Below are 24,714 nucleotides of genomic sequence, written 5' to 3'. Positions count from 1 at the left end.
AGCTTACTTTCAGATAGTTCTAAAAGTAAGCTATGTTTTTATCAGCTTGCTGTCGTCATAAGCAACTGGGCTTGCATTGCTTTTAGTTGTACAAACTGTGAGGCGTCTTCCAGCATTCTATTGTTCCGTGAATCCCGGAAATCTGCACGTACCTGCTCCAGATTACTATGAGGATTATCCTTAAGTACAAGAGCCGCCGCCATCGTTCCGGTTCTCCCCACTCCGTCCAGACAATGAATCATCGGTAAATACTTATCTGATGAACTACGCCCCGGCGCGCCATTTTGGTTACTATTTTTCACCCTATCTGCCAGGTATTCTAACTGATCAGTAGACGGTAACGGCTGGTGATCTGGCCAATTTTTCACATGCAATACCGGGATTGTATACTGCTTTTCCCCGCAGGACAGGTGCATATTGTATTGGTCTATCGCTCCTCCCTGACTGGCTGAGCTCACTTTTTGGCTGTTGGTATGCACCTCGCCAAAAGTGTAGCTCCCTCTGAAATAGGGTGGTAATTGTTTTGCCTGCATCTGATCTTCCGACGTTAACACCACCAGGCACGAGCATTCTTTTTCAAGAAGCATTTTCATATGCGCTTCCAGCGCGTCCGGCGTATTTTTTGGGTACGAACCGGCTAATGCCACAGGCTTACCGTCAAAAGTTAACGTATTCACTGGCACAGGCATTCCATCGCTCAGTTTCACTTGGGTTTGCTGATTAATTGGAATGCTGCTGACCGCAAACCGTGCCAGGCCCAGTGTCGGTCCGCTCATCGTCTGTGGCATTGGCGCGCCGGCTTCTATTTTCTCAAGTTCAGCTGTAACGTTTTTCAGTTCTTTAACAATAACGTGAATTTTTTTTACAGCCTGGGTTAATTCATGGGTAGAGGCTTTATCAATCCACCTCTCAACCACTCCCCCACAGGTTCCCCATTGTGAGAACCTGTCTGCTCCTATCTGAATATTTTTTAACGTTGTAACATAATCATTAAGTTGTTTAGCCTCTGGAATTTTATTTAAATTCTGTAAATTCGTCATTAATGAACGTAGCGGGCCGTTACCTGAAGCCATCTCCTGGAAGTTTTCTCGCAGGCTATTTCCATCCATTTGTTCCAGTTGCGGTAATGTTCTTTTAAGTCCCTTTAGCGCGATATCGAGTAAAGGTTGCTTACTTTCTGCTCCAACATCGTTATTTTTTTCTGCCACTTTTGTATCGCCGCCTTTTATGACTAAAGCGGCATTCATGACACCAACATTATCCTTGCTCTTAATAAGGTTTATAAACCCTTCGTCAGCAGCTTTTACACACTCCGTGATCTGCACTGCTAAACGTTGGGTAAGGGGTTTGTTCATATTTATACGGGACATTAACAGTGCGTTATTGACCGCTGTTTCTCCATATTTTTCCGTTAGTGCCTGGAGAAATGTTTGTAAAATTTTCTGATCCTGTCCCTTGATGTTTTCCGTATGTTTTTGCACCACTTCAGTGTTTTTAAATAACGGCATTTTTCCAAGCCAGGTTAATACTTTTGACGAAAATTTTTCAGGCGCAACATATGCCTTATCAGTATTTTCCTTAGCAATATAAAGTCGGGCATCATTCGACACACCAACTTTTGAAAACGAAGACAACGTTAAATTATTCAATTTTCTCTCCTCATACTTTAGCATATTCCTGCAGTATGTTTTTGAGCGCTTCCTGCTGATTCACAAATGACTCAAGCTGCGATATAATATGGTAAGTATTTGTCAGATCGGTAATTGCATGTATAAACAACAACGTCTCTGCGGCCTCAATATACGCTAACGTACCTTCATTATTCGCAGCCAGTTCACCATTAATCACCATAATCTGCCGCCAGATAGAATCGCCACAAACAGGCGATAACGGTATAATCATACCGTTCAATAACCAGATATCATCTTTAGCTTCAATAGACGTAAAAATATCGCTATCGAGTAGTAATAAGCACTGATTGTTGTCGTCAAAAGTGAGCGGTAAACCCAATTTCTCACCAATATTAGCGATAATATCCTGGTGTGCTTGCAATTTACTTTCCTCTTGAATTATATCTTTTATAAGATTGCTTCTTCAAATTTAATCTGGTTACACAATGTCTTGATACTTTTTCGCGCCCATCGCCGGGCGCAATATTTCTCTCCTTTAATCCAGTAGAATAGCCATTCACTACGCATCGGAACACATATCAGCAGCTCCTTCGGATCATTTTCAACATGACGTAACTTGCCTTTAATAACAAAACGCGGACTGTCAGCAATATCATCATATATTGCAGCCATACCTGAACCGGGTACTACGTGTGTGATGATTTTCATAACAATTAATCTTGTTCAATTGTTGTCGAGCGAGAGAAAAATACTACACCCTGGACTCAAGACTTTTTTTAACAACACGGCATATATCCGCAAAGGTCGTCATATCAGGAAGATCGTTTTCATTGCAACTAATGTCAAACTCCTCACTAAGACCAAATACAATATCAATTAAATCCAATGAGTCAGCATAAAGATCCTCAACCAGATGGGTCTGACCATTGATACTATCAACATCAACGGCAATACAGGAGGTGATCACTTTTTTGACTCTTGCTTCAATATCCATATTCATCGCATCTTTCCCGGTTAATTAACGCTGCATGTGCAAGCCATCAACGGTAGTAATAACCCGATCTACGCCAGGTTTATTCAGGTATGACTCGTAAGCCGGGCCAGCTCGCCAGCTACCGTCTCCGATAAGGCCGTCCAGCACATTACTTAACACATAGTCAGTTTCCCCTTTTTGCCTGGTCAACCCCGCCTCTCTGGCAAACTGCAGTGCAATCTCAGCCAGTTTTTCTTTTTGTGGATGATGAGTAATGACCTCTTTAAGCGTATCCATTTTCGCTTTCAATTCTGGGTGCTTGTCAATATCGCTACATTGCGCTTTCAACGCTGCACTCTTTATCGTGTCATTGGGTAATATTTCCGCACGCAAGCCGTCAAACGCTCTGCGTACAGGGAACGGTGTGGAGGTATCCGGCTCCAGGGCTTTACGTATCACACCCAAAAACGCCTCACGGGCGTTGAAATGCATTGAATGCATATTCGTAACGCTCGGTACTGTTGAGAGGAAACTATTTTGCTTAAACTTCAAACCAGAAAATGGGCCAGTCTTATCTGTCTGGCTATTATCATTATCGGTCGTACCGGCTTTATTACCTGTAATTACCGTCGAGTCTGATTGTAAGGTATCGATTTTAACATTCTCAACGCCAGCCAGTTGACTGGCAAGCGGCTTCACATTCACAATCTCTGCCGTCTGGCTTTGCTGTTTATTATCATCAACGCCGTGCACCGTGGCCTGTACCGGCTTGCCGATAATGCTCTTGCTGGTTACGCCATCGACTTCATCAAAAGAGGTTGTTTCACCCGTAGTGCCCTTTTCTGACGTGACCACCTTTCCATCTTTACTTTCGGAAGAAGCGTTGGTCACAGCCTCTGCCGTCGCATGAGCCGTGATGTCAATTTTACCTGCGATGCCATGGTCAATTGCCCCTGTGCTGGCGCTGTGTGCCGTCTCCGTTTGATGCGTAGTCGAATCCACACGCGAATGACTATGACTTACGTTGCTGCTGTTAGTCGAATGGTGTGACTCGCCATGGCGTTGGCTGTTATCAATAAATGTTCGGCTATTATCAATCGTCTTCCGGCTATGATCATGGTTGCTATTATCGATATGGCGCTGGCTATTATCGACATGGCTTCGGCTATTGTTAATATGCTTACTGTTATCCACGCTATGGTTACTGCTATCAATATTAATATTGATATTAATACCCGTAGGTTCTGCTTTTTTCCCACCATCAGGTACTGGTCCAGCCGCAGGTTCCGGAATTTTAGGGTCAGGCAGTTTATCTGCAGGAATTTGTGCAAAAACATTACGTAGCAGCAGGGGTATCAACGTTTGCATTTCAAGGTGCCGGGCTTCCCGTCCTACGCTGGTACCCTGCTCTTGCGTTAATTTTTGGTGGCACATATCAAGCGCCTTAACCGCCTTCGCCGCCGCGGCGTCAACAAGCTGCGTAAGATTGCTGCGGGTTAACGGATCCAACGTACAGCCAAAGTTATGTTCAATGCAGCTGGCAATATAGGGCATCACCTCCTGCATAACAAGATTCGTCGATAATTTACTTAATTCACCGCCAGTGTTATTTTTGATGATATCTAACAGCTGCTTTTCCAGGTTTTCCAGCTTCGCTTCCGCTTTCTTTGTTTCTGGCAGCCATGGCCCAAAAGCTGACTTTTCTTTCAGGCCATCTTTTATGATTTGCGCGGTATACTCTGCCCCCACCTTCATCAGTAGCGTCTTCGCCTCAGGAGAATCACTGGTGGCGTTGAGCGCTGAACGAAAGAGCCCGGCAAACTCCATTATCGCTTTCTTACCTGCGACATTATTTGAATTGGTAAAAACTTCTTTTAACGCCTCGGCGTCTTTTCCGCATTTAAACAATGCATCCAGACTCGCCTGTTTGATCAGCGCGGGAAAATCTTCCAGTTGCGGGCCTTTAATTTCCCCTGACAGCGTCGCTGTGGCACTTTCTCTGACTGCGGAAAGATTCGCCGCAAGATTCGTGGCCTGCGTTTTGATCTCGGTCTGCATACCTGGCATCATGACGGGGGGCTGAGTTCTTACACTTGTAACCATTATTAATATCCTCTTCTATTATCCTTGCAGGAAGCTTTTGGCGGTTTCCAGGCTGCTACTTATCGTACTGCTCAGCACTTTTACCAGGTTGTCGTACAATGAATTGGCATTGCTGTATTTTTGCGTCAGCGTCTGTAATGTGGTTTTCAGATTTTCTTCCTGTGCTTTAAAACCCGACTGCCAGGCTTGATATTTGGCGTTATCCAGTTCAAGGGCTGAACCCGATCCTATTCCATTAAGATCGCTAACCATTTTGCTCAGTGGCCCCGTATCTACCAGTACGACATAACCAGAACCAGACGCCTTTAGACAGCTGTCCGGTAAATTCAATTCTTTAATCCACTGCTCAGCTTCCGCTTTCGTTGCTGTTGTCACTCCGCTGCCAGTTTGCGAGGGAAATAAAATCGTATTTTTATTTATTTGAGTGTATTTATTAATTAAACTACTTATTTCACTTTTAAGTGAGTCAACATTTAGCTTAATGGTATTTCCATCCTTACCAGGCGATAACCAGCCTCCCATTTTGGAAAGAATATCACTGAAGGCCTGATAAAAATCGGTATAGACTGCGACAACGTTTTCATAAACGCCCAGATAGCTGTCACCTATCGCCGATATATTTTGGGAAACCATATCCCAAATCTCAGCATCAGAAATGGTTGTTCTCGGCTGCGCCATAGGCGAAGCGCTAAATAAGGCCGACGTCGGCGCAGAAAACGCGCTCCGCAGGTTCTCATTTTGTTCTGCGGATAATGACACGCCAGACTTCGCCAGCGCATTCAGGCTGCTGGTCAACTGCTGGCGCGCCAGCGTGCGCTCGTCATTATTCTCTTCAGAGATCGGTGGCGTTGACTGCAGCGTCTGCTGTGCCTGCTGGATTTTAGTAGCCGCCTGCGATAATGAAATGATATCTGTGCCGCGATGTTCTGTGGTAGACGGTACCACGGCAGTCTCGACGTGCTCGCTCGCCGAGGGAGTCTGCGGCCGTTCGGCAACGATCCCCGGATGAGGAGAAGCGGAATAATTTTGAATATTAAGCATAATATCCCCAGTTCGCCATCAGGAGCGCGATTAAATCCCCCCCATGATGGCGTATAGATGACCTTTCAGATTAAGCGCGAATATTGCCTGCGATAGCAGCAAGTGCGGATGCTTTCGACTGGTTAATGCTCTCCATTGTTTTCAGCATTTCCTGAATCAGGCTGGTCGATTTACGTGAACTTTCACGGGCTTCGTCCGATGCGGTGCTGGCAACACGGTTATTCACCTGGCTAATTTGCTGCTCAGAACGTTCCTGAGTAGCGGCGTACTGCCCGGACGCCCCTGCAATACCACCGACCGTGACCGAGTTCTTCATAATCAGATCGCCCGTCATCTGCATCTTGCGCGCATCAATTCGGGTCATATCCATGGTATTCTGCTCAAGACGAATATCGGATTCGACAGACTCAAGACGTTTCGACAGAATAGCCTGATGTTCAGGGGAGATTTGTTTATTACTGTCTTTAATACCCAGACTTTCCGTGGCGCTGGTTCCGGCATTAGATTTAAGCGTCGCATCATTAAGATTTTTCGTCGCATCGGTACCGGTTTTCTTCATATTTAACGATTTCAGAGAATCGACGCCTTCAGCACCGAGTTTGACGCTATTCTGCCCGTTCAGCACGTTTTTAATACTGTGGCTTTCAGTGGTCAGTTTATCGATCTTCGCGGCATTATGTTTAAGCGCGCCTCTTTCATTCTGCAGCCCCTTATATTCCAGTTTGGCGCCCACGCCAGTGATCCCCAACTGAAGCGCGCTCTGGGAAATACTACCGGACAACGCATTCATCCCTTCGCGCATCATGGAGCTTGCCGTCGTTTTAGCTGCATCAAAACTGACTAATGACAACTTACCAGACAGTTTGCTATCAGCCTGGTTCAACGTCAGCATTAACGTATTCGCGGCAGCCAACAGCGCAACGGCACTGGAAGACATTCCGCTAATATCAAAAAACTTTCCGACTTCTGCCTGCTGCTCGCGTAACTGGGTTTGCACAACCTCATTCGCTTTAGTCGTGACATTATTTGCCAGGGCATTCAAATCCTGATTCATGTCGGTATTTTGAATACTGGCTTTTAAAAAGGACGTGATCGTTCCGGGGGTTTGCGTTAATACCCCTGGCGCAGGCGCGCTCAGTGTAGGACTCAACCCCAGGTCACTGACTTTACTGCTGCTAATACCAATACTATTCAGAATATCTTTAGCGCTAACGGATTGCGAAGCTGTCTGTGAACTATTCTCAACAGAATGATTATTTAAATAAGCGGCGGGATTTATTCCCACATTACTAATTAACATATTTTTCTCCCTTTATTTTGGCAGTTTTTATGCGCGACTCTGGCGCAGAATAAAACGCGAAGCATCCGCATTTTGCTGTACCGCAGAAGACATGGCTTTTTGCAGTTCCGCCGTTACCTTCTGGTTTTCACCAAATATTTCTACGGATTGTTTAAGCCACTGCTGAATCTGATCCATGGCAAAACGGGCGAGCATAAAATCAGCAAGCGCCTCGCTGGCATTTTTAATAAATACGCCCTCGGCAACACCACCGGCTGACTGGGCTGCGGTATTCGTGACTTCCATGCCCAACGCCACTTTATTTAGGGTATTACCTACCAGCTCTTTACTTAAGGCATTCGTTTGCAGGCCCATCTTGCTACCCACATTACCCAGACCGCTAGTAATACGTTGCATCCCCTGGGTAAAGAGTTTGCTGCCGTTTTGTGCCAACTGTTTCAGCACGTTAGGCACCAACTTCTTAATCGTTTCGCCCATCATTTTGCTCAGCGCGTTACCCAGTTTCGCCGCCGCGCCTTTCCCGACAACTGCGACCACCACAATGACCGCTACCATGGCAATAGCGGCGACAATCGCACCAACAATGCTGCCGGCCATCTCTGCCGTTTTCTTATCGACGCCTAATCCTTCCAGCGCTTTGGTAATCGCCTTGCCAATCAGCTCCATTAACGGCTTCAGCACATGCTCCATAATCGGGTTTAGCGCCTGCTGAATAAACGACACCCCCGTCGCCGCCTTCACAATTTCATCGGCCACCATTACCGCAAGTCCCACCGCAGCCAGCGCCAGACTCGCCCCACCGGTAAAAACAGCGGCCACAACGCTGACAATGGTTAGCAGCGCGCCGAGGACTTTCCCGATACATCCCATAATGCGGTTCGTTTCCTCGGCTTTGCGCGTCTCTTCCTGGAATTCAGCCGATTTCTTTTCCATCTCCGCCTGACGCCCTTCCTGCAAGGCGTTGAAAAGCGCAAGATCGTTTTGCAGGCTTTCTTCCGTATTTTTGCCCACAATCTCAATAAACATGGCCATGAGCATAGTGAGGCGGGCGACATTTGACAGATTATCCTGCTCACCCTGGGAAACCTGATTCTGAGAGGCGGCATTAGCCGTTCCCTGGAATTTGGTCAGAATGTTATCCGCTTTCTCGGCTTTCGCTTTGGCGTCTGTGCCTGCTTTAACCGTCGCATCCGTGGCCTTATCTAATGCCTCTTTCGCCTCTGTCGCTTCTTTTCCGGCCTGTTCTACCGCGGCTTCAGCTTGTGCATAGCCGGGGTCAGCCGGGTCCAGCGATTGCAATTTATTTTGCGCCTGCGTCAGTTTTTTGGCCGCAGCGTCATAAACACTCTTGGCGGTATCCGTCTTTTTGATGCTGGCTTCATAGAGATCCGTCGCCTCCTGAGCCTCTCCCAGAGCTGTCTGGAATTCTTTCGATACCTGAATCCCCATCTCTTTTTGTGACTCAATCATCGCCTGCCATACCGCCAGACGAGACTCCAGTTGAGACAGCGAAACATCGCCCAGTAGGGTCATTAACTTGCCAAGCAGTAATGTCAATTGCCCTTCGCTGGAGAGTTTTTCCCGGGCGGCGTCCGTAGGCGGCTTTAGACCCACCGTATTAATAGCGCTCTCGCCGGACTTTGTTCCGGCTTTAAGGTCGCCCGCTTTCGTTGCCACCACATCTTTAAAAGCTTTATCCGCCGCTTTTAAAAAGTCCGTGTTCTTACGAACGCCTTCAAAAGCCGCCTCAGCGAGGCGCGGATTTTGGGTATATCCGCTACGGCTAATGCTACTTGCGTCATTTACCATAATTATTCCTTTTCTTGTTCACTGTGCTGCTCTGTCTCCGCCGTTTTTAGCGCCTCCAGATAGACCAACGCTTTTGCCCGCAGAGACTCATCTTCAGTACGTTCATTGACAAGTTCAAAACACTGCCTGGCTTTTGCCGCCTTACGCATTAATAATTGACACTGCCCGGTAAAAAAAACGGGGCGATAATCATTTTTAAGTAACGTAAACGCTACTGCATAAAGGTCACATGCTTTCTGAAATTGTTTTTTCAGTTGGCATACCGCCGCCAGTCCCATGGTGTAATCGGGATTGTAAAAATCATAAATGCATAAGAAACGAAAGAACGTCTCAGCTTCATCCAGTCGTCCCTGGTTATAAAACTCATAAGCATGAGCATATAAACCGTCCATCATATCTTGAGGGATCCCATGAACGTCTTTTAGCGTGGCGCCTTCACTAACGGCATCCCAAATCATTTCCGCAACACGTTCTTCGCTGACATTATTTTGATAATCCATTACTTACTCCTGTTATCTGTCACCGACTTTGTAGAACTTAACGACTGCGTTTATCTGATGCAGTTATTAAACCCCGACGGTGGTTAGTGAACATTCAAAAAACGCCCAATGAATACATCGCTACTGCTTTACGCGGCTCAATGCCGTACCTCGTTTTCTTGTGGCTGAATAACGTCTTTGCCCGCGTTTTCTACCTCTTCCAGCCAAACCAGAAGACGTAAAACTTCATCAATTTCTTCCAGACTCACCAGATCATAACGGCGATGGGTTTTGAAAAGACTGCGCGCCAGTTTGATATCGACGATCACAGGTACGCCAACCTTCTCCGCATAGGCGCGGACGGCCAGTGCGCGCTGATTCGTTTCATACACCGAGATCATCGGAATCGGCATCAGTTCGGGTTTAAAATAAATCCCGATCGTAATATGCGTGGGGTTGGCAACAATCAGGCGTGAGTTTTCAATATCGGATTTCACCTGTTCAGACAGAATTTCCATATGAACTTCACGTCTTTTAGATTTAACCTCTGGGTTCCCTTCCTGCTCCTTCATTTCACGCTTCACTTCTTCCTTATCCATTTTCATATCTTTCATGGTCAGGAAATATTCCGCAATAGCATCCAATAATAAGACAATCAATGCGCAAGCAAGGCAAGTTAATACCAACGCGAGAAGAAGCTCACGCCAAATGACGGCAATACCTACAATATTGCCATTTAGCTGAGAAAAGATTTCAACCTTATATTTCTTCCAGCAAATGATGGCGGCCACCACAAAGGATGAGAGATACAGTAGGGTTTTGACCGTATCTTTAACCGTTCGCATACTAAAAAGTTTTTTCGCCCCTTCTACCGGGTTTAACGCCGATAAATTAGGTTTTAATGCTTCTGTCGCCAGCACAAAACCGGCCTGTAATAACGCCGGTAATGCGGAACACACTAAGCAGAGCAGCATAAATGGAATCAGATATTTTAACCCTATCCCAAAAACGGCCAAACTGTAGTCAGCCATGCTCTGATCAAAATTATCCGCAATAATGATCTTAATTATCCCCATAAACTCATTAAATGAGCCATACGACACCAGATAGGCAATTCCTCCCAGCGTCAGGCAGGCGATAATGAGATCTTTACTTTTAAATGATTGGCCTTTTTTAGCGGAGTCTTCCAGCCGTTTTTTAGTCGGTTTTTCTGTTTTATTCGAGGACATGCGTCGCCCCTCGCTCGTAAAACCAACTGCTTAATCCTGTGGCCTGGAAAGAGAGTCGCAGTACATTGTCCGGTAGCACCGGAGAGAAATAAAGCAGCATAATTAAAACGGCAATGCCGCTTTTTACCGTCAGTGAAATCGCAAAGGCGTTCATTTGCGGAGCAAAGCGCGACAATAAACCCAGGAATACTTCTGACAGCAACAACACTAATACCACCGGACTGGCCAGAACCAAGGCGTTTTGAGCCACCTGATTAATAAACGTTAATAGCGGCGGTAATGAAGGCGTGCACTCGTTCATCGGATCGCATAGCTGATAGCTTTTATTTAACACGTCAACCATCGTGACCAGACCGCCGTTTTGTAAATAAACGACAGCGGCAAACATATTCAGGAAATTAGCCATTTCCGAGGTATCAATACCGTTTGCCGGATCGATACTGCTACTTAGCGTTGCCCCTCGCTGGTTATCGATAATACAACCCAGCGCATGCATAACCCAAAAAGGCCATGACAGCAGACAGCCCAGCATGACGCCTACCGCCGCTTCTTGCAGAACTAACGGGATCATCGCCACCGATAAAAACGGCGGCGCCTCGTTCAATGCATGCGGCCATACTCCCAATGCCACCAGGATGATAATGGCGTTTCTCGGCGCGCCGCTTAATACCCCGCTATTCAAAAACGGCAGGAAGAAAAAAATCGGCGCCACGCGAGCAAACCCTAGTGCCGCAGACGCAACCAGGTGATGAATTTCAAAGTACAACGCGTAAAACATTTTTTACCCCTTAGCCAACGCCAGGAATATCACCTGACGCCCGTAAGAGAGTAAAACTTCGCCATACCAGCCAGACAGTAAAAACAAGCACAAACACACGCCAAGTAATTTAATGCCAAAAGGCAGCGTCTGTTCCTGTAATTGCGTTACCGTCTGGAATAACCCTACCAGGAGGCCGATAATCGTTGCGACAATCGTCGGCCACCCTGACAGGATCAAAACAAGATAGAGCGCCTTATTACCTGCAAACACTAAATCATCCATTTAACTATCCCGTCTCGTAATGATGTCATGTTGCAATGTCCATATACTGTAAAATCAATCCTTTAGACAGTAATGTCCAGCCATCAAGCGCGACAAAAAGCACCAGCTTAATAGGTGTAGATATCGTCACCGGACTCATCATCATCATCCCCAGCGCCAGTAGCACGCTGGATACCACCAGGTCGACGACAACAAAGGGCAAATAGAGATAAAAACCAATTTTAAACGCGCTTTTTATTTCGCTCAGCGCATAAGCAGGTAATAACGCAAATATTGATGGTTTTTCAATTTCATCTTTGTCACGCTTTACCGTCTCGGTCTCTTCTCCATACTGACGCTTCAGTTGCGCGTTTTCAAAAAACTGAACTAACTCGCGATCTGAATATTTGATCAGATAATCGCGATAACCATCCAGACCTTCATCAACGTGTTTACTTAATGACGAAATATCATTAAAGGTGACATCTTCGTCCTCAAAATAGACGTAGGCATCATGCATTATGGGCCACATAACAAACATAGAAAGCAGCAATGCGACGCCGTTAAGCGTCATATTTGAAGGTATCTGCTGCAATCCCAGGGCGTTACGCACCATGACAAATACAATAGAAAATTTAACGAAACAGGTTCCTGACGCAATAATAAATGGCAACAGGGTGGAAAATGCCAGTAAGGCAATTAATGAGATATCATTCCCCATTACCAGACTCGCTCAGCCATTCATGGATCTCAACGCCTAAGGTGTCATTCATCTGTACCAGTTCGCCATTACCCAGCAAAACACCATTCGCCATAATTTCAACGTTAAGTTCAGCATTGGTCGGCAGTGATAATAGCTGCTGCTGCCCCATGGTTTCGAGTTCGGCGAGGGTAACGTTCTTACGATACAAAACAAATTCCAGTTTGACGGGCAATTGGTTCAAGCCAGGCAGAGTTTCTGCAGTTTCAGTTGTATTATTTTCTTCTTCGATATGTTGAATATCTAACGTTTCCACAATAATTCCCCCTTCAACACGGTTGAAATGACCTAACTTTTTCGCGTAGCAATAAACTTCCGCACGGGAAGTACGAATCAGGAGTACATCTCCGATCCCGATTCGGCCCAGCAACGAACGCTGCGTATCACTGCTACCGATTACAAAGCGCAACGGCCAATGCAGCATTTTCGGCCTGCCGCCCCCGACTGCAGGCAGTTCAGGAAGATATTCAAACCACAGGCCGCCCCGATCGCTCATAATGTGCAACAATTTCCCTTCCGGCAGCGCGCTTCCCGGCACGGGGTTCTCTACGCATAAACGCCGACAGGACAAATGCGGCACGGGCAACTCAAACGGTCGCTCTGTTGCAGCAAGCCAGGGAACGACCAGGTGCTCAGCGCCAGCAGAAACCGCCGCCCCCGCCAGAGCGGGAGAGACATGCTCAAGCCAGTCCCCAGGTTGAATCCACGCCGACCACCGTTTTTCTGCATCGCTCAACCGAACCCACATTCCCTGTCGCGTCGGATATTCCAGCGTAGCTTCCTGGCCATGGCGCTGGCATTCTGTCGCGGTTTGCGCCAATAGCCATTCGCGACGATCAATCTGTCTCACACGCAATGACATCAGGCGTCATCCTCCTCGCCAGATTGCTGTCTGTGCTGTTGCTGCTGCGGATTTTGTTGATCGTCTCGCGTCAGGTGCCAGCGCTGGGGATTACCGTTTTGCCATTGATCATGCAAACGATGTTCAACCTGCGTATTTGACGGTATTAACGAAAACTCCCCTGCTTGCCGCGCCTGAATATTGACGGAATAGTCATTTCCCCAGCGCTGAAAACGGTAAGTCAGCGAGCTATCCTCCCCTTTCACGCCATCGGCAGTGGGAAAAATAGTCATCATCGGCTTTGATTGCGCCGCTAAAGGCATTTTTTCATCGCCGCCGGTTAATTGGCTAAGATCGGCGATAGTGGTTGGTTGCAGCGGAAGCTGAGAAATATCTTTAACCTTTTTATGATCTTTATCGTCAGGCTTACCGGTATTGGCTGCGGCCATTCGGGCAGGTGCGACATCCCGCGCCAGCGGCGCGCCCTCTTTACGAACGCCTTCACCCGCGATGGCTTTATTATCCCCAGGCAATGCCTTGATATTATCGTCAGAGATTCCCGTGGCGTTATCGGTTACTTCACTAACGGATTCCACAGCTTTTAAATCAGCAGATAATTTTTTACCACTTACGCTTTCTAACGGCCTATTTTTAGACGATAGCAACGCTGCGGATTTATCTACTTTGGCCTCCGCAGAAATTAAACCGACAGATTTTTCAGCAGTGACTTTCAACAGTTTTTCAGCAATCCTGAGTTCGCCTTTTCCGTTATGATGCAGACCAGAAACGTTGCCATTGTGATGTTCTGATTTCGCTGGCGCGCCATGTCGCCATGCCGCCAGCAATACCGGTAAAGCCGTTTCTTTATGCATTACGAAAGCATCGCCATAGTCGCGATCTTTTTTATGATCGGAATATTCTGTCTTATGTTTTTCCACCGCTTTTTTTAATGCTTCTGATAAACCGCCAACCTCATCCTGCTGCGGCAGTAAAATGTTCCCGGATGAACTGACAGCTGACACATCGCCCATTAAATTATCTCCTCTGACTCGGCCTCTTCCTGCTGTATCTCTCGCTGGATATAGTGTCTTTTCTGACGGATTATCCAGCGTTGATAGTTCCCTTCTTTGCGCAACCAATATTTACTTTTTTTCTGAAACTCTTCCCTTTTCTTTTCCAGCTCGCTCCGTTTTTCCTGAATTTGTATAATCTGGAGTTCTAAATCTTTTATCTGCCGGCGAACAATAGACTGCTTACGTAATAACGTATAAATTTCCTCACGACTGAGCTGTCTGTTTTCTGCACGCAGCGTATCTAATAACAATTTCAGACCCGCTATTTGTTCAAGGATCGCCTCCTCCTCGGCCTGCAGCCCGCGGTCCTCATCCTGATAGCGAAGTAATATCGACTCACACTGTGAATGAAATACCGTACAGCGCCGCTGCAATACTTTAATTCTGGTCAGCGAATGCATTCATACCGCTCAACGTGTCATCAAAGGATGAATACTGCGCTACCGGCTGGCATAACCAGGCTTTCAGGCTATCCCGCATCTGCATCGCCCGATCGTTATCGATATTTTCGCCAGGACGATATTCTCCCAAGTCAATGAAAAGCTGGAGCTCTTCCAGACGCGTCATTAATTTACGCACGGCAGATGCCTGTTCAGCATGTGTCGGCGTCGTGACTTGTCCAAAAACGCGGCTTACGCTTTTCAGTACATCGATTGCCGGGTAATGTCCCTGACCGGCCAGCTTTCTGCTCAGATACAGGTGACCGTCAAGGATAGAGCGAATTTCATCCGCCATCGGGTCCGCCTCTTCCTCGCTTTCCAGCAGTACCGTATAAAAGGCAGTAATGCTTCCCTCGCTGGTCGCCCCGGGGCGTTCCAGCAAGCGGGGCAAATTATCGAATACGGAGGCTGGATAACCTCGACGGGCCGGACGCTCTCCCGACGCCAGTGCCACGTCTCGCAAAGCACGCGCATAACGAGTCATGGAGTCAATAAAAAGCACGACCCGTTTTCCCTGGTCGCGAAAATATTCCGCTACGGTTGTCGCCAGTTGCGCCGCATTGCAGCGATCGACCGAGGGGAAATCGGAAGTGGCAAAAACCAGCACGCATTTTTCTTTCTTATGCGAAGCGCGCAACATATCCACGAATTCAGTGACCTCGCGGCCTCGTTCACCGATAAGACCAATAACAAAAACATCCGCCTCCGTTTGCTCGATCAGCATATGCATCAGCATGGTCTTACCGCATCCTGCGGAAGCAAAAATGCCCATTCGCTGGCCTACGCCACAGGTCAATAACCCGTCAATCGCGCGCACACCGGTAATCAGCGGTTCACGGACGCCAACGCGCGAAGCGTAAGAAGGCGGTGCGACATCAATAACGCGTTCTTCGCTAATCGGCGCCACTTCAGGGGTAAAACGCTCAACGATTTTCCCCGTCGGATCCAACACCGCGCCTAATACCGAGTATCCCACCCACGCAGATAACGCACGTCCAGTGGGATAAAGCACGACATCGCGGCTCAGCCCCTGGGCATTGCCGATAAGGCTCAGCACGGTGCGTTCCCGCTGTAAGCCAACCACCTGCGCACGTGCAACAACCTGTTTTTGGTGCCAGCCACGGCGTATTTCACACAGTTCGCCAATGGCTACATCGCGCAATTCCGCCTCAATAATTGGGCCGGTTATTTTTTGTGGGTAGGCCAGATATTGCAGTAAACGAGGTGTTTTCATCTCATTAGCGACCGACTAAAAACTTCCAGATAGTTGTAAAACCCATTCAAGGCAGTAGAGAACTTTTCACCGTCAGATAAAAAATCCGGATGCACTAAGGCTTTAAGCGTTAGCTCCCCATTCTGCTCCCCCAGTAGTAATTGCCCGCCGCGGGCAAAATGGCATCCTTCCATTATGGTCATTAAGATTTCATAAGCCCGCTGTTGTAATACCACCATGCTGTCAGCACCCAATTGCGCCCAGATCCATACATCATCGTCCTTGACGCTGATACAGATACTTGGCAATGCAAATAAATCCAGAACAATTGTTGAATGGCTATCTATTCCTCCAATTAATGAAGGATCGCAACCACTTACTTCCAGTGCGGAACGAACTAATTCAGCGATATCCAAATGTTGCATAGATCTTTTCCTTAATTAAGCCCTTATATTGTTTTTATAACATTCACTGACTTGCTATCTGCTATCTCACCGAAAGATAAAACCTCCAGATCCGGAAAACGACCTTCAATCATTTTCTTAATAAATCGACGGACATCGACAGACGTAAGGAGGACAAGATCTTTATGTGCAATCAATAAATCATCCAACTTAAGTGTAATGAGATCCATCAAATTAGCGGAGGCTTCCGGGTCAAGGCTGAGGAAGGTACTGCCAGAGGTCTGACGGATCCCTTTGCGAATAACATCCTCAACTTCAGCAGATACCATTACTGCTCGTAATTCGCCGCCATTGGCGAATTTATGGCAAATATAACGCGCCATTGCCCCACGAATATGCTCCACAAGGTTAATGACATCTTTTTCTCTTGGCGCCCACAATGCGAGCGCTTCCATAATTAATTTCATATTACGCACGGAAACACGTTCGCTTAACAAACGCTGCAAAACTTCAGATATACGTTGTACCGTGGCATGTCTGAGCACTTCTTTAAGTAAATCAGGAAATTTCGCTTCCAGTTGGTCCAGCATATGTTTTGTTTCCTGAATACCGAAATATTCATTGACGTTGCGCGCCAGCGTCACCGCCAGACAGTGGTAAAGCTCATCAAGCGCGTTCCGCAACACATAGCCAAGCTCCCGCAGTTTCTCCCCCTCTTCATGCGTTACCCAGAAATACTGACTGCTACCTTGCTGATGGATTGTTGGATTAATGCCAAAGGAAACAACTTCATCGGAATAATTTACCACTCGCATCAAATCAAAATAGACCGTAAATTGTTCAACACGGATCTCATTAATCAACAATACGATGCTGTTATCGTCCAGACCCTCGCCATCGCGTAACAATACTTCCGGCAGGCGCACGCCATAATCAATAAAGAACTGACTACGTAGACGCTCCGCAAGTTGAGCTTTTTCCAGATCTTCACGCCGGCTCTTCGGCACAAGTAATATCAACGGTACGGTTTCTGTAGAGACTTTATCGAGATCGCCAATCAGTCCCAACGACGACCCTTCTTTTTCCTCAATACTGAGCGGCTGCTCGCCTTTGCTGGTTTTAGGTTTGGCGGCGCTACGTTTTGCTTCACGGAATTTAAAATAGAAGAGTACGCTTAAAACCACCGATAAAATAACAAATACCGGCAGCGGGAATCCCGGCAGAGTTCCCATTGAAATGGTCAAAATAGCCGTAACAACCAATACAAATGGGTTGTTCAACAGCTGCGTCATGATATTCCGCCCCATATTATCGCTATCGCCATTTACGCGAGTCACGATAAAACCGGCACTAATCGCAATCAACAATGCGGGGATCTGGGCGACAAGACCATCACCAATGGTCAGCATGGTATAAGTAGACAGGGCGGAGGACAAATCCATACCATGGCGGGTCATCCCCACCGAAATACCGCCAATAAAGTTCACAAAGATAATAATGATGCCGGCAATAGCGTCACCTTTGATAAACTTCATCGCACCGTCAAAGGAACCGTAAAGCTGGCTTTCCCTTTCCAGTACACTTCGCCGTTCGCGCGCGGCATCCGCATCAATAATACCGGCCTTCAAATCGGCATCAATACTCATCTGTTTACCGGGCATACCATCCAGAGAAAATCGGGCCGCGACTTCCGCGACGCGTTCTGAACCTTTGGTAATAACGATAAACTGGACCACGGTGACAATAGAGAAGACAACAAAACCCACCGCCAGGCTATCGCCAATAACGAATTGCCCGAACGTGGCGATAATTTCACCGGCATCGGCTTCAATCAAGATAAGACGGCTGGTACTGATCGATAATGCCAGACGAAAGAGCGTGGTAATTAACAGTACCGCAGGAAACGTTGAAAAACTGAGGATTCTGTCAATGTAGAACGACCCCATAAACACCAATATCGCCAGTACGATATTCAGTGCGATCAGGAAATCAACCAGATAGGTAGGTAATGGAATGACGAACATAGAAATGATCATCACCATTAGTACCAGAATCAGTAATTCAGGTCGTAAACGAGCACTGTTAAGTAGAGAAAGCAGCACTATAGGTATCCTGTTAATATTAAATTAAGACAGCTTTTCAATAGTACGACGCTGTTCTGCCATTTCATGCTTGTAGGCAATATCGGTCATACTACGTAACGCCATTAACAATTCTTCCTGCCAATATTCTTCATAAAAGAGTGAAGAGGGTATGGCTTTACATACTTGATAAAATATCTGCAAAAAGGATGCATGTTCTTTATGACTAAGCAATAACGCATTCAAACCTATAATATCGGCTAACAGCGAATCCACTTCATGTGGCTGTTGCAATAGTGAAAGCATCAGTAGTAGCCACGACGACTCCTCCGCATTAAACGCTTTGGTAAACGAATACGACAACAATGTACTCACAAACAGTAGGTCAGCGGAGCGCAACATTTTAAGTTGCGTCAGGCGTCGTAAAAGCTGGCCAAACTCCAGACGCGAACAGCTGGCGTCATTCGCGTCAATATCGGTTAATAGCGAACCCTCGATAAAATCCAGTACCACCAGTCGACGTTGATAGCCATAACTGGCTATCCAGTCAGAATAAATCTCCACTTCATGTGATTCACTCTGGATAAATTGCCGATAGCTGGCGCGCAATAAGCCTGGTTTTAACGATAATGTTTTCCCAAAAAGCCGGGCCTTCAACGCACAATTAATCCCTGCCTTGAGGGTCTTCGGATCGGTTTGCTCTTCAACGTGCTTAAGTAACGACTCCAGCTTTTTCCGCACGATCTCTTCCAGATCTTTACGACGAAGCAATTCGCGTAACACAAGGACTAAATCACTGGGGTCAGGAAATAAGCTACGCGCCTGACGTAAAAAATCTTCTAACGCGCCGCCATGTACGCTAATTAGCTTTAATATTTGCTTCGCCTTCGGTAAAGCCTCATCCTCCAGCACGCGTTCAAAACTATTAGATAAATTACTGGATTTTTTTTCATAATCGCGACGGTTACGAAATTGCGCCAGCGCCGCTGACATTTCGTCCGTCGACTGGACAAATTTTTGTACTTCCGCCCCTGGAGACGAATCCTCTGTGGCCTGTTGTATTTCCGCCTGTTGCGCATCAGTATGCTGGGTCGCATCCTGGTGAGATGTCTGCCGGGACAATATTCTGGAAAATGAAATACCGGAGGTTGAGCCAGGAATCATTTAATTGCCTCCTGACCTCTATCCAGATAAACACGAACCCATTTCTGTAACTTATCGTCCCCACTCCAGGCACCGCTTTGTTTCAGAATATTGTTTACCGATTCGCTGGCATCCGGCGTTAACGGGTCGACAATTTCTTTTGGTTCAATCATGAATACACGAACAACATTACTTTTATTCTTACTGGAATAACGGAACAGGCTACCAATAAGCGGTAATTTGCCTAAAAACGGAATACTTTGGACAGTATCGGTATTTGCATCCCGTGTATAACCACCGACCAGCAAACTTTTTCCGTGCGGAACTCTCGCAATAGTGCTAATTAACGTTCGTCCGACTTCGGGTAACGCATCTACGGAGGTGGTAGTATCGGATTGCGGCGTCTTATCGTTACCATCTTCAATGTCCAGCGACATTTCTATCTGACCATCTGCGGAAAAACGGGGCAGCACTCGGATCATTGTTCCGTATGTTACATGCTCAAGCGCCACATTACGTTCCCCAATCAGCTTGGTGTAAAACGTTCTGTTGTTATCAAAAATAGCGGGAACATTTTCCTGAGTCAGTAATACCGGGCGCGAAACCACCGTCGCCTGTTTCTTCTCTTCTAACGCATTTACCGCGGCGATGAATCGACTGCCATCGAGGGTACTTATTGAAGCCTGGTTTAATGACACGCCAAGTTTGTCCCCAATAGTAATGCTGCCGCTCCATGAAGTGCCCAAACGCTCCAGATCGCTTTTATTAAGATCGACAATCCACAGGGATAATTCTACGTGACGTTTGGCGACATCCAGCGCTTTAACCAGCATTTCGATAAAATGCACCTGCTCAGCCGTTCCTTTTACTAACAAACTGTTGGTATCCGGATAGGCCACGATTTTAATATTGCCCGCCGCGGCATTTTGCTTTAAAGCTTCCTGCAGACTCATGCCACCGGCATAATTTGCTGCTTTACCTTTTTCTCCATTCGCTGAAAACGCTGGCATCGCCGGAGGTTCGCTACTGACAATATTACCTAAGGGTTGCTCTTCTCCCTGCAATAACCTTTCAATCGCCGTAGCAATACCGGGGATAACCATTTTCTGATCGCGCAGATTGTAGGTACGATCGCCCACGAAGGTATTGTTCAGACGCATCACCCCTATTTTCTGGCGTCCCAGCTCAATACCATCGTTTTGCTTGTCCATCATGGTGGCGGCGTTGACCACCATATCAACATAGACGGGTGGCCCTGAAACATAGAATGTTCCTTTACGGTTATCGCCACGTAGCGGGTAATTTTTGTTATATAAACCTGAGCGTTTTAGAAAATTGTTGAACTCATTGAGTGAGACGTTGCGTAAAGAAACCACGGCATTGCGCATTTCACTGGCGTCATAAATATAGATAGCCTGCCCATCGAAATACCAAATCAGCCCCAGTTGTAGGGAAAGCTTCTCCAGTAATGCGTTAGGATCGTGAAACTCAAAGTTGCCCGTAATTTTTTTTCGTGCCGCCATTTTGCTAACAATGACAGGCTCCTTTAGCTGTAGCGCCATTGCATCGAAAAATGTCCGCAGGCTATCGTCTTTCGCAACAAACCCACTTCCCGTTACAGGTATTTTTTCACTAGAATAACCAGGTGCAACCAGAACAAGCGCGGCACATGCCAGCACTCTGGCCAAAAGAATATGTGTCTTCATTTGTCTGCCAATTGAATAATATTTGATAATTTCCGCGGCGAAACGCCGATCAGCTCTTTGATCTCACTAGAAAAATGTGAAGGCGATGAGTAACCATGATTAACGGCTAATTGGGTGATGTTCTCGTGGCCTTCTACACTATTCAGCAGCGATTGCGCCATACGCCAGTTTCGTAATTCACTCTTCGCTTTTCCGCCCAACGCTCTGCTGCACAAACGACGAAAATGGGTATAAGAAACGCCATAGTCTTCTCCCAGCATTCTCATCGTGTTGCCGCTGGTTGACTGAGCAAGTAAATAGCCAACTAACCAGTAACTCTCGCTTTTTCGTAACAGCGCCAGTACCTTATTGAAGGCCGGAGAAGGCGTAATAATTTGCTGCAAAAACCAGTACTCGCAGCGTTTACGATCTTGCCAAATAGCGCGAAACTCAGGACTCAGCAAAACCCATTTATCGGATTCAGCATATGTCGTGTCCACTAATCCTGCGCCATCGATAAATGCCAGTAATTTGCTGAGTACTTCAATTTTTAACGGTCGAAAAACCACGTCTCCTGATACTGGTGCGACAACAGCCTGCTCGCAAAAAAGCAGCGCGCCTTCCTGAATCAGGCAGTTTTCATTGTGTCGGCCTTCAGAAAATGACATATGCAGCTTTTGCGCGGAACACGTCTGTATAAACCATGCTTCCGGGCTGCGGATTTTCCGCTTCTCTCCTTCTTTAAGTACTTCCTGCGTATTTAGCATAGTTGTCAGCACCAGTTAAAAATCATTTTAATATGTAAACAATACCGGGAGCGGGTGGCAAAATCCTGATGCAATCATTATGAAACTGATGCCACCCGCTAATTAAATTGGCCCACTTGCACAGCGCTTGATAATTTAAAATAGAAAATCAGCTCATAGTGTATAAATTCTGGCTTATTATTCTGCAGCAGCAAAAATTCAAATATTGTCATCTGGATGAAGAATTAATTATTTATATCAGGAGTTTTTTTTGCTAGCATTCCTGAAACGCATTCGCCCCCTTATAACTATTGTCAGATAACGTTCTGACAGTTGTGTAAAAACATTGTGCCTCATTCTTCTGTAGTTGGAGTTAATATGAAAAAATTTTATAGCTGTCTTCCTGTCTTTTTACTGATCGGCTGTGCCCAGGTGCCCCTCCCTTCCTCCGTGAGCAAACCTGTACCGCAACCTGGCGCTCAGAAAGAGCAACTGGCCAACGCAAATAGTATTGATGAGTGTCAGTCTCTTCCGTATGTGCCGTCAGACCTTGCGAAGAATAAATCATTATCAAACCAGAACGCTGATAATTCCGCATCAAAAAATAGCGCAATCAGCTCAAGCATTTTTTGCGAAAAATATAAACAAACCAAAGAACAGGCGCTCACCTTCTTCCAGGAACATCCACAATACATGCGTTCGAAAGAAGATGAAGAGCAACTCATGACCGAATTTAAAAAAGTTTTGCTTGAACCCGGAAGTAAGAATTTAAGCATATATCAGACGTTACTTGCTGCCCATGAAAGACTGCAAGCCTTATAAGGCTATATCACCGTTGGCTGAACTCATCATGATATAATTAAGACCATATTTTGCATTGCCACTTAATATCAATATAATTATTATAGCTATGGTCACTTTTACGGTTGGCCATTTGTCTCTTACGTTGCATTTATCAATCTGCTTTTTGATACAGCAGCACCTCGCTGCTGCTTTTTTTTATTTGTGATAAAGAACGGCCTCCCAGACTTGGGAAATAGCCGAAACTTATACTGACAAACTATCATCTCGTATATCGCGGTAAACTAACATCCCCCTCTTGCCCCACATGTTGGCATTCTTACGATACCCCATCCACTTTTCGCGAATAACGTTCTTTTTACCTGTGACAGCGTATTGACTACCAGGCTAGTATAGCGGCAGAAACGTCCCGATGTCTGGAATGAATGGCAAACAGTCTATAAGGTGATTGAATGGATACGACAGAAGAACTAAACGGAACCTACTTCTACCACGGACAATCGAACCTGTCAGCAGGTGAACTATTTGATGTAATTTTCCTTGAGCAATTTTGTGATGAACCTGGGATTGGCATTGAGTCAGGTGCTGCTATCCTCGCCGGGCAACCGTGGTTAAAAACCAGAACGAAACCGGGAGAGGCAATCAAAGGGACAAGTGTTATCTCCAGGTATGGGAGAATGCTTTTACGAAATGCACAAACTCCTTTCGGTATTAGAGTTCCTACACCCGTTGGTATAAGAATGCGAAAAACAAATAATCTTGCCGCAGTCATAGCACGATATGTTCCATGGTTAGGTTGGGTTGGTCTTGTGAATTCAATTTACCAGGTATCAAGGAGAACTCAGGCAAAATACAACCTAATAGCACGCCCTAAAGATCGTATACAATGGACATCCTTTTGATGGACACAATTCAGCAAGAGGTGTTAGCACTCTTCCGTGAAGAGATTCCCGGATATTTAGACAGCAATTGGAAAGAAATCCCTTTAGAACTTGATTCTGATTTATTTGAAGCTCCAGGCGATGACCTGCATGAAGCTTTGGATAAATTTGAAAAAAAATTTAATGTAGATTTATCACAAGTTAAATGGTCGTGTTATTTTCCCTGGGAGAATACTCCACTGCTTACACGATGGTTTAAATTAAAACGGGAAGATGTAGAACGAACTCGTACACCTTTAACAATCAGAATGTTTTCTGAGTCAGCGAAAGCTGGGAAATGGCTTTATGATTAGTGAAAAATATGTCGAATTAATCAGGAGTTAATTACTATGAATTTTGTTATTTGGCGCAGTATCATTAAACGATCAACCCCTTTCCTTGTTGCTGTCGTTTAAAACGCTTTATGCTACTTTATCTGCATCTGGTAGGTTATGACAACATGAGGCTTTGTTGAATAATTCAGAATCGGCCAACGATAAGGATACAGGACTCCCACCGGAGCACTCGTTATACGAGCCTGACGCTGGTCGGCATTGCCAACAACGTCATCCAGTTCAGCGCCTTGAGCATCGCCATCGCTTCACCCACCTGCGCGTCATAGTTCCGCAGACTCAGATAGCCGCCCAGCAAGGTTTTAATACGAAACATCGCTGTTTCCACTACTGAACGACGGTGATAGCCCACTTTCTTTTCCAGACCTCATTGCTGCCGCTCAGATGTTGATTCGCCACCGCGTGGTTACGCTCATGGTACTACTTGTCCGGCCAGTATCGCGCACCGCTTCGTGGCGGGATTAGCGGCCTGATTTTTTTCCTCAATAACACATCATGGCAATAGCGCGTGTCATAAGCGCCGTCAGCCGAGGCTTCCCTGATTTTACAGTGAGTCTGGCTAATCAGCCCCGGCAGTGCCTGCGTATCCGTCGTGCCGCTGAGCGAGAAAGTATGCCTTTGCAATTAATCAGTAAAGTGTTGCGCGAGAAATCGTGCATCTTTCAAGC

25 protein-coding genes and 2 pseudogenes are annotated in these 24,714 nt (G+C 46.3%); 4 read left to right on the top strand and 23 right to left on the bottom strand.

The window, feature by feature from the left end; all coding sequences use genetic code 11:
• Positions 1 to 41 precede the first annotated feature (41 nt).
• The 22 genes from sptP to invF form a co-directional block, all read right to left on the bottom strand.
• Positions 42 to 1,673, bottom strand: coding sequence for an SPI-1 type III secretion system effector GTPase-activating protein SptP (gene sptP / locus ACLJRH_RS18825; protein ID WP_023223205.1), 1,632 nt, complete (start codon positions 1,671 to 1,673; stop codon positions 42 to 44).
• Entirely contained in the window at positions 1,660 to 2,052 is a 393-nt protein-coding gene (gene sicP, locus ACLJRH_RS18820) for a chaperone SicP (protein ID WP_001147854.1), read from the bottom strand. The genes sptP and sicP overlap by 14 nt, the downstream gene beginning before the upstream one ends.
• A gap of 26 nt (positions 2,053 to 2,078) precedes the next feature.
• On the bottom strand, positions 2,079 to 2,339 hold the full coding sequence (locus ACLJRH_RS18815) for a hypothetical protein (protein WP_000692251.1): 261 nt from the start codon (positions 2,337 to 2,339) through the stop codon (positions 2,079 to 2,081).
• Positions 2,340 to 2,382: 43 nt separating this feature from the next.
• Entirely contained in the window at positions 2,383 to 2,631 is a 249-nt protein-coding gene (locus tag ACLJRH_RS18810) for an acyl carrier protein (protein ID WP_001055579.1), read from the bottom strand.
• 18 nt (positions 2,632 to 2,649) lie between these two features.
• A complete protein-coding gene (sipA, locus tag ACLJRH_RS18805; protein WP_023136968.1) occupies positions 2,650 to 4,707 on the bottom strand; it encodes an SPI-1 type III secretion system effector SipA in 2,058 nt (685 codons plus the stop codon).
• Positions 4,708 to 4,725: 18 nt separating this feature from the next.
• The gene (gene sipD, locus ACLJRH_RS18800) at positions 4,726 to 5,748 is read right to left on the bottom strand and encodes an SPI-1 type III secretion system needle tip complex protein SipD (RefSeq protein ID WP_000932250.1); all 1,023 of its coding nucleotides are present in this window, start codon (positions 5,746 to 5,748) and stop codon (positions 4,726 to 4,728) included.
• Between the two features lie 70 nt (positions 5,749 to 5,818).
• Entirely contained in the window at positions 5,819 to 7,048 is a 1,230-nt protein-coding gene (sipC, locus tag ACLJRH_RS18795; protein WP_000909019.1) for an SPI-1 type III secretion system needle tip complex protein SipC, read from the bottom strand.
• A 27-nt stretch (positions 7,049 to 7,075) separates the two neighbouring features.
• Positions 7,076 to 8,857 carry an SPI-1 type III secretion system needle tip complex protein SipB gene (sipB, locus tag ACLJRH_RS18790; protein ID WP_000245782.1) on the bottom strand — a complete coding sequence of 594 codons (1,782 nt, stop codon included), beginning with the start codon at positions 8,855 to 8,857 and terminating at the stop codon, positions 7,076 to 7,078.
• A gap of 2 nt (positions 8,858 to 8,859) precedes the next feature.
• Positions 8,860 to 9,357 carry a SycD/LcrH family type III secretion system chaperone SicA gene (gene sicA, locus ACLJRH_RS18785; RefSeq protein ID WP_000386309.1) on the bottom strand — a complete coding sequence of 166 codons (498 nt, stop codon included), beginning with the start codon at positions 9,355 to 9,357 and terminating at the stop codon, positions 8,860 to 8,862.
• 137 nt (positions 9,358 to 9,494) lie between these two features.
• Entirely contained in the window at positions 9,495 to 10,565 is a 1,071-nt protein-coding gene (gene spaS / locus ACLJRH_RS18780; protein ID WP_000097719.1) for an SPI-1 type III secretion system export apparatus protein SpaS, read from the bottom strand.
• On the bottom strand, positions 10,552 to 11,343 hold the full coding sequence (gene spaR, locus ACLJRH_RS18775) for an SPI-1 type III secretion system export apparatus protein SpaR (protein ID WP_000498965.1): 792 nt from the start codon (positions 11,341 to 11,343) through the stop codon (positions 10,552 to 10,554). Before spaR ends, spaS begins: the two co-directional genes overlap by 14 nt.
• A gap of 3 nt (positions 11,344 to 11,346) precedes the next feature.
• Complete coding sequence (spaQ, locus tag ACLJRH_RS18770) at positions 11,347 to 11,607, bottom strand: SPI-1 type III secretion system export apparatus protein SpaQ (RefSeq protein WP_000342503.1); 261 nt, start codon at positions 11,605 to 11,607, stop codon at positions 11,347 to 11,349.
• A 25-nt stretch (positions 11,608 to 11,632) separates the two neighbouring features.
• Positions 11,633 to 12,307 carry an SPI-1 type III secretion system export apparatus protein SpaP gene (spaP, locus tag ACLJRH_RS18765; protein WP_000526016.1) on the bottom strand — a complete coding sequence of 225 codons (675 nt, stop codon included), beginning with the start codon at positions 12,305 to 12,307 and terminating at the stop codon, positions 11,633 to 11,635.
• Positions 12,297 to 13,208, bottom strand: a complete 912-nt coding sequence (spaO, locus tag ACLJRH_RS18760) for an SPI-1 type III secretion system protein SpaO (protein WP_000058729.1) — start codon at positions 13,206 to 13,208, stop codon at positions 12,297 to 12,299. Before spaO ends, spaP begins: the two co-directional genes overlap by 11 nt.
• Positions 13,208 to 14,218 (bottom strand): SPI-1 type III secretion system protein SpaN, encoded by a 1,011-nt coding sequence (gene spaN, locus ACLJRH_RS18755; protein WP_023136970.1) that lies wholly within the window; start codon positions 14,216 to 14,218, stop codon positions 13,208 to 13,210. Before spaN ends, spaO begins: the two co-directional genes overlap by 1 nt.
• Complete coding sequence (gene spaM, locus ACLJRH_RS18750) at positions 14,218 to 14,661, bottom strand: SPI-1 type III secretion system protein SpaM (RefSeq protein WP_000555884.1); 444 nt, start codon at positions 14,659 to 14,661, stop codon at positions 14,218 to 14,220. Before spaM ends, spaN begins: the two co-directional genes overlap by 1 nt.
• Entirely contained in the window at positions 14,639 to 15,934 is a 1,296-nt protein-coding gene (gene invC, locus ACLJRH_RS18745) for a SctN family type III secretion system ATPase InvC (RefSeq protein WP_000856766.1), read from the bottom strand. The genes spaM and invC overlap by 23 nt, the downstream gene beginning before the upstream one ends.
• Complete coding sequence (spaK, locus tag ACLJRH_RS18740) at positions 15,931 to 16,338, bottom strand: SPI-1 type III secretion system chaperone SpaK (RefSeq protein ID WP_001164066.1); 408 nt, start codon at positions 16,336 to 16,338, stop codon at positions 15,931 to 15,933. Before spaK ends, invC begins: the two co-directional genes overlap by 4 nt.
• A gap of 23 nt (positions 16,339 to 16,361) precedes the next feature.
• Entirely contained in the window at positions 16,362 to 18,419 is a 2,058-nt protein-coding gene (gene invA / locus ACLJRH_RS18735) for a type III secretion system export apparatus protein InvA (RefSeq protein ID WP_000927219.1), read from the bottom strand.
• 24 nt (positions 18,420 to 18,443) lie between these two features.
• On the bottom strand, positions 18,444 to 19,562 hold the full coding sequence (invE, locus tag ACLJRH_RS18730; RefSeq protein ID WP_023136971.1) for a type III secretion system gatekeeper InvE: 1,119 nt from the start codon (positions 19,560 to 19,562) through the stop codon (positions 18,444 to 18,446).
• Complete coding sequence (invG, locus tag ACLJRH_RS18725) at positions 19,559 to 21,247, bottom strand: type III secretion system outer membrane ring protein InvG (protein WP_000848099.1); 1,689 nt, start codon at positions 21,245 to 21,247, stop codon at positions 19,559 to 19,561. Before invG ends, invE begins: the two co-directional genes overlap by 4 nt.
• Complete coding sequence (gene invF / locus ACLJRH_RS18720; RefSeq protein ID WP_001747511.1) at positions 21,244 to 21,894, bottom strand: type III secretion system transcriptional activator InvF; 651 nt, start codon at positions 21,892 to 21,894, stop codon at positions 21,244 to 21,246. Before invF ends, invG begins: the two co-directional genes overlap by 4 nt.
• Positions 21,895 to 22,350: 456 nt before the next feature.
• On the opposite strand from invF, the gene invH reads away from it, so the two are divergent.
• From invH to ACLJRH_RS18700, 4 genes and pseudogenes are all read left to right on the top strand, one after another.
• The gene (gene invH, locus ACLJRH_RS18715) at positions 22,351 to 22,794 is read left to right on the top strand and encodes an SPI-1 type III secretion system invasion lipoprotein InvH (RefSeq protein ID WP_023136972.1); all 444 of its coding nucleotides are present in this window, start codon (positions 22,351 to 22,353) and stop codon (positions 22,792 to 22,794) included.
• 431 nt (positions 22,795 to 23,225) lie between these two features.
• The gene (locus tag ACLJRH_RS18710; protein WP_000381614.1) at positions 23,226 to 23,675 is read left to right on the top strand and encodes an STM2901 family protein; all 450 of its coding nucleotides are present in this window, start codon (positions 23,226 to 23,228) and stop codon (positions 23,673 to 23,675) included.
• Positions 23,660 to 24,007 (top strand): DUF1493 family protein, encoded by a 348-nt coding sequence (locus ACLJRH_RS18705; RefSeq protein WP_001555786.1) that lies wholly within the window; start codon positions 23,660 to 23,662, stop codon positions 24,005 to 24,007. The genes ACLJRH_RS18710 and ACLJRH_RS18705 overlap by 16 nt, the downstream gene beginning before the upstream one ends.
• Positions 24,008 to 24,056: 49 nt before the next feature.
• Positions 24,057 to 24,149, top strand: a pseudogene (locus ACLJRH_RS18700) (GNAT family N-acetyltransferase); the annotation flags it as partial.
• Between the two features lie 72 nt (positions 24,150 to 24,221).
• Here the strand turns inward: ACLJRH_RS18700 and ACLJRH_RS18695 are convergent.
• Positions 24,222 to 24,652: pseudogene (locus ACLJRH_RS18695) on the bottom strand (transposase); the annotation flags it as partial.
• Between the last annotated feature and the right edge of the window lie 62 nt (positions 24,653 to 24,714).

The organism is Salmonella sp. SAL04162, assembly GCF_046551535.1.
GTDB lineage: Bacteria > Pseudomonadota > Gammaproteobacteria > Enterobacterales > Enterobacteriaceae > Salmonella > Salmonella enterica.
The sequence above is the reverse complement of the archived record's forward strand: the minus strand, read 5'-3'. Positions and strand labels throughout refer to the sequence as shown.

Bases quoted from the DNA above. Each gene is read 5' to 3' on its own strand.
- sptP (WP_023223205.1), bottom strand. From the start codon at position 1,673: ATGCTAAAGTATGAGGAGAGAAAATTGAATAATTTAACGTTGTCTTCG.
- ACLJRH_RS18815 (WP_000692251.1), bottom strand. From the start codon at position 2,339: ATGAAAATCATCACACACGTAGTACCCGGTTCAGGTATGGCTGCAATA.
- ACLJRH_RS18810 (WP_001055579.1), bottom strand. From the start codon at position 2,631: ATGAATATGGATATTGAAGCAAGAGTCAAAAAAGTGATCACCTCCTGT.
- sipA (WP_023136968.1), bottom strand. From the start codon at position 4,707: ATGGTTACAAGTGTAAGAACTCAGCCCCCCGTCATGATGCCAGGTATG.
- sipD (WP_000932250.1), bottom strand. From the start codon at position 5,748: ATGCTTAATATTCAAAATTATTCCGCTTCTCCTCATCCGGGGATCGTT.
- sipC (WP_000909019.1), bottom strand. From the start codon at position 7,048: ATGTTAATTAGTAATGTGGGAATAAATCCCGCCGCTTATTTAAATAAT.
- sipB (WP_000245782.1), bottom strand. From the start codon at position 8,857: ATGGTAAATGACGCAAGTAGCATTAGCCGTAGCGGATATACCCAAAAT.
- sicA (WP_000386309.1), bottom strand. From the start codon at position 9,357: ATGGATTATCAAAATAATGTCAGCGAAGAACGTGTTGCGGAAATGATT.
- spaS (WP_000097719.1), bottom strand. From the start codon at position 10,565: ATGTCCTCGAATAAAACAGAAAAACCGACTAAAAAACGGCTGGAAGAC.
- spaR (WP_000498965.1), bottom strand. From the start codon at position 11,343: ATGTTTTACGCGTTGTACTTTGAAATTCATCACCTGGTTGCGTCTGCG.
- spaQ (WP_000342503.1), bottom strand. From the start codon at position 11,607: ATGGATGATTTAGTGTTTGCAGGTAATAAGGCGCTCTATCTTGTTTTG.
- spaP (WP_000526016.1), bottom strand. From the start codon at position 12,307: ATGGGGAATGATATCTCATTAATTGCCTTACTGGCATTTTCCACCCTG.
- spaO (WP_000058729.1), bottom strand. From the start codon at position 13,208: ATGTCATTGCGTGTGAGACAGATTGATCGTCGCGAATGGCTATTGGCG.
- spaN (WP_023136970.1), bottom strand. From the start codon at position 14,218: ATGGGCGATGTGTCAGCTGTCAGTTCATCCGGGAACATTTTACTGCCG.
- spaM (WP_000555884.1), bottom strand. From the start codon at position 14,661: ATGCATTCGCTGACCAGAATTAAAGTATTGCAGCGGCGCTGTACGGTA.
- invC (WP_000856766.1), bottom strand. From the start codon at position 15,934: ATGAAAACACCTCGTTTACTGCAATATCTGGCCTACCCACAAAAAATA.
- spaK (WP_001164066.1), bottom strand. From the start codon at position 16,338: ATGCAACATTTGGATATCGCTGAATTAGTTCGTTCCGCACTGGAAGTA.
- invE (WP_023136971.1), bottom strand. From the start codon at position 19,562: ATGATTCCTGGCTCAACCTCCGGTATTTCATTTTCCAGAATATTGTCC.
- invG (WP_000848099.1), bottom strand. From the start codon at position 21,247: ATGAAGACACATATTCTTTTGGCCAGAGTGCTGGCATGTGCCGCGCTT.
- invF (WP_001747511.1), bottom strand. From the start codon at position 21,894: ATGTCATTTTCTGAAGGCCGACACAATGAAAACTGCCTGATTCAGGAA.
- invH (WP_023136972.1), top strand. From the start codon at position 22,351: ATGAAAAAATTTTATAGCTGTCTTCCTGTCTTTTTACTGATCGGCTGT.
- ACLJRH_RS18710 (WP_000381614.1), top strand. From the start codon at position 23,226: ATGGATACGACAGAAGAACTAAACGGAACCTACTTCTACCACGGACAA.
- ACLJRH_RS18705 (WP_001555786.1), top strand. From the start codon at position 23,660: ATGGACATCCTTTTGATGGACACAATTCAGCAAGAGGTGTTAGCACTC.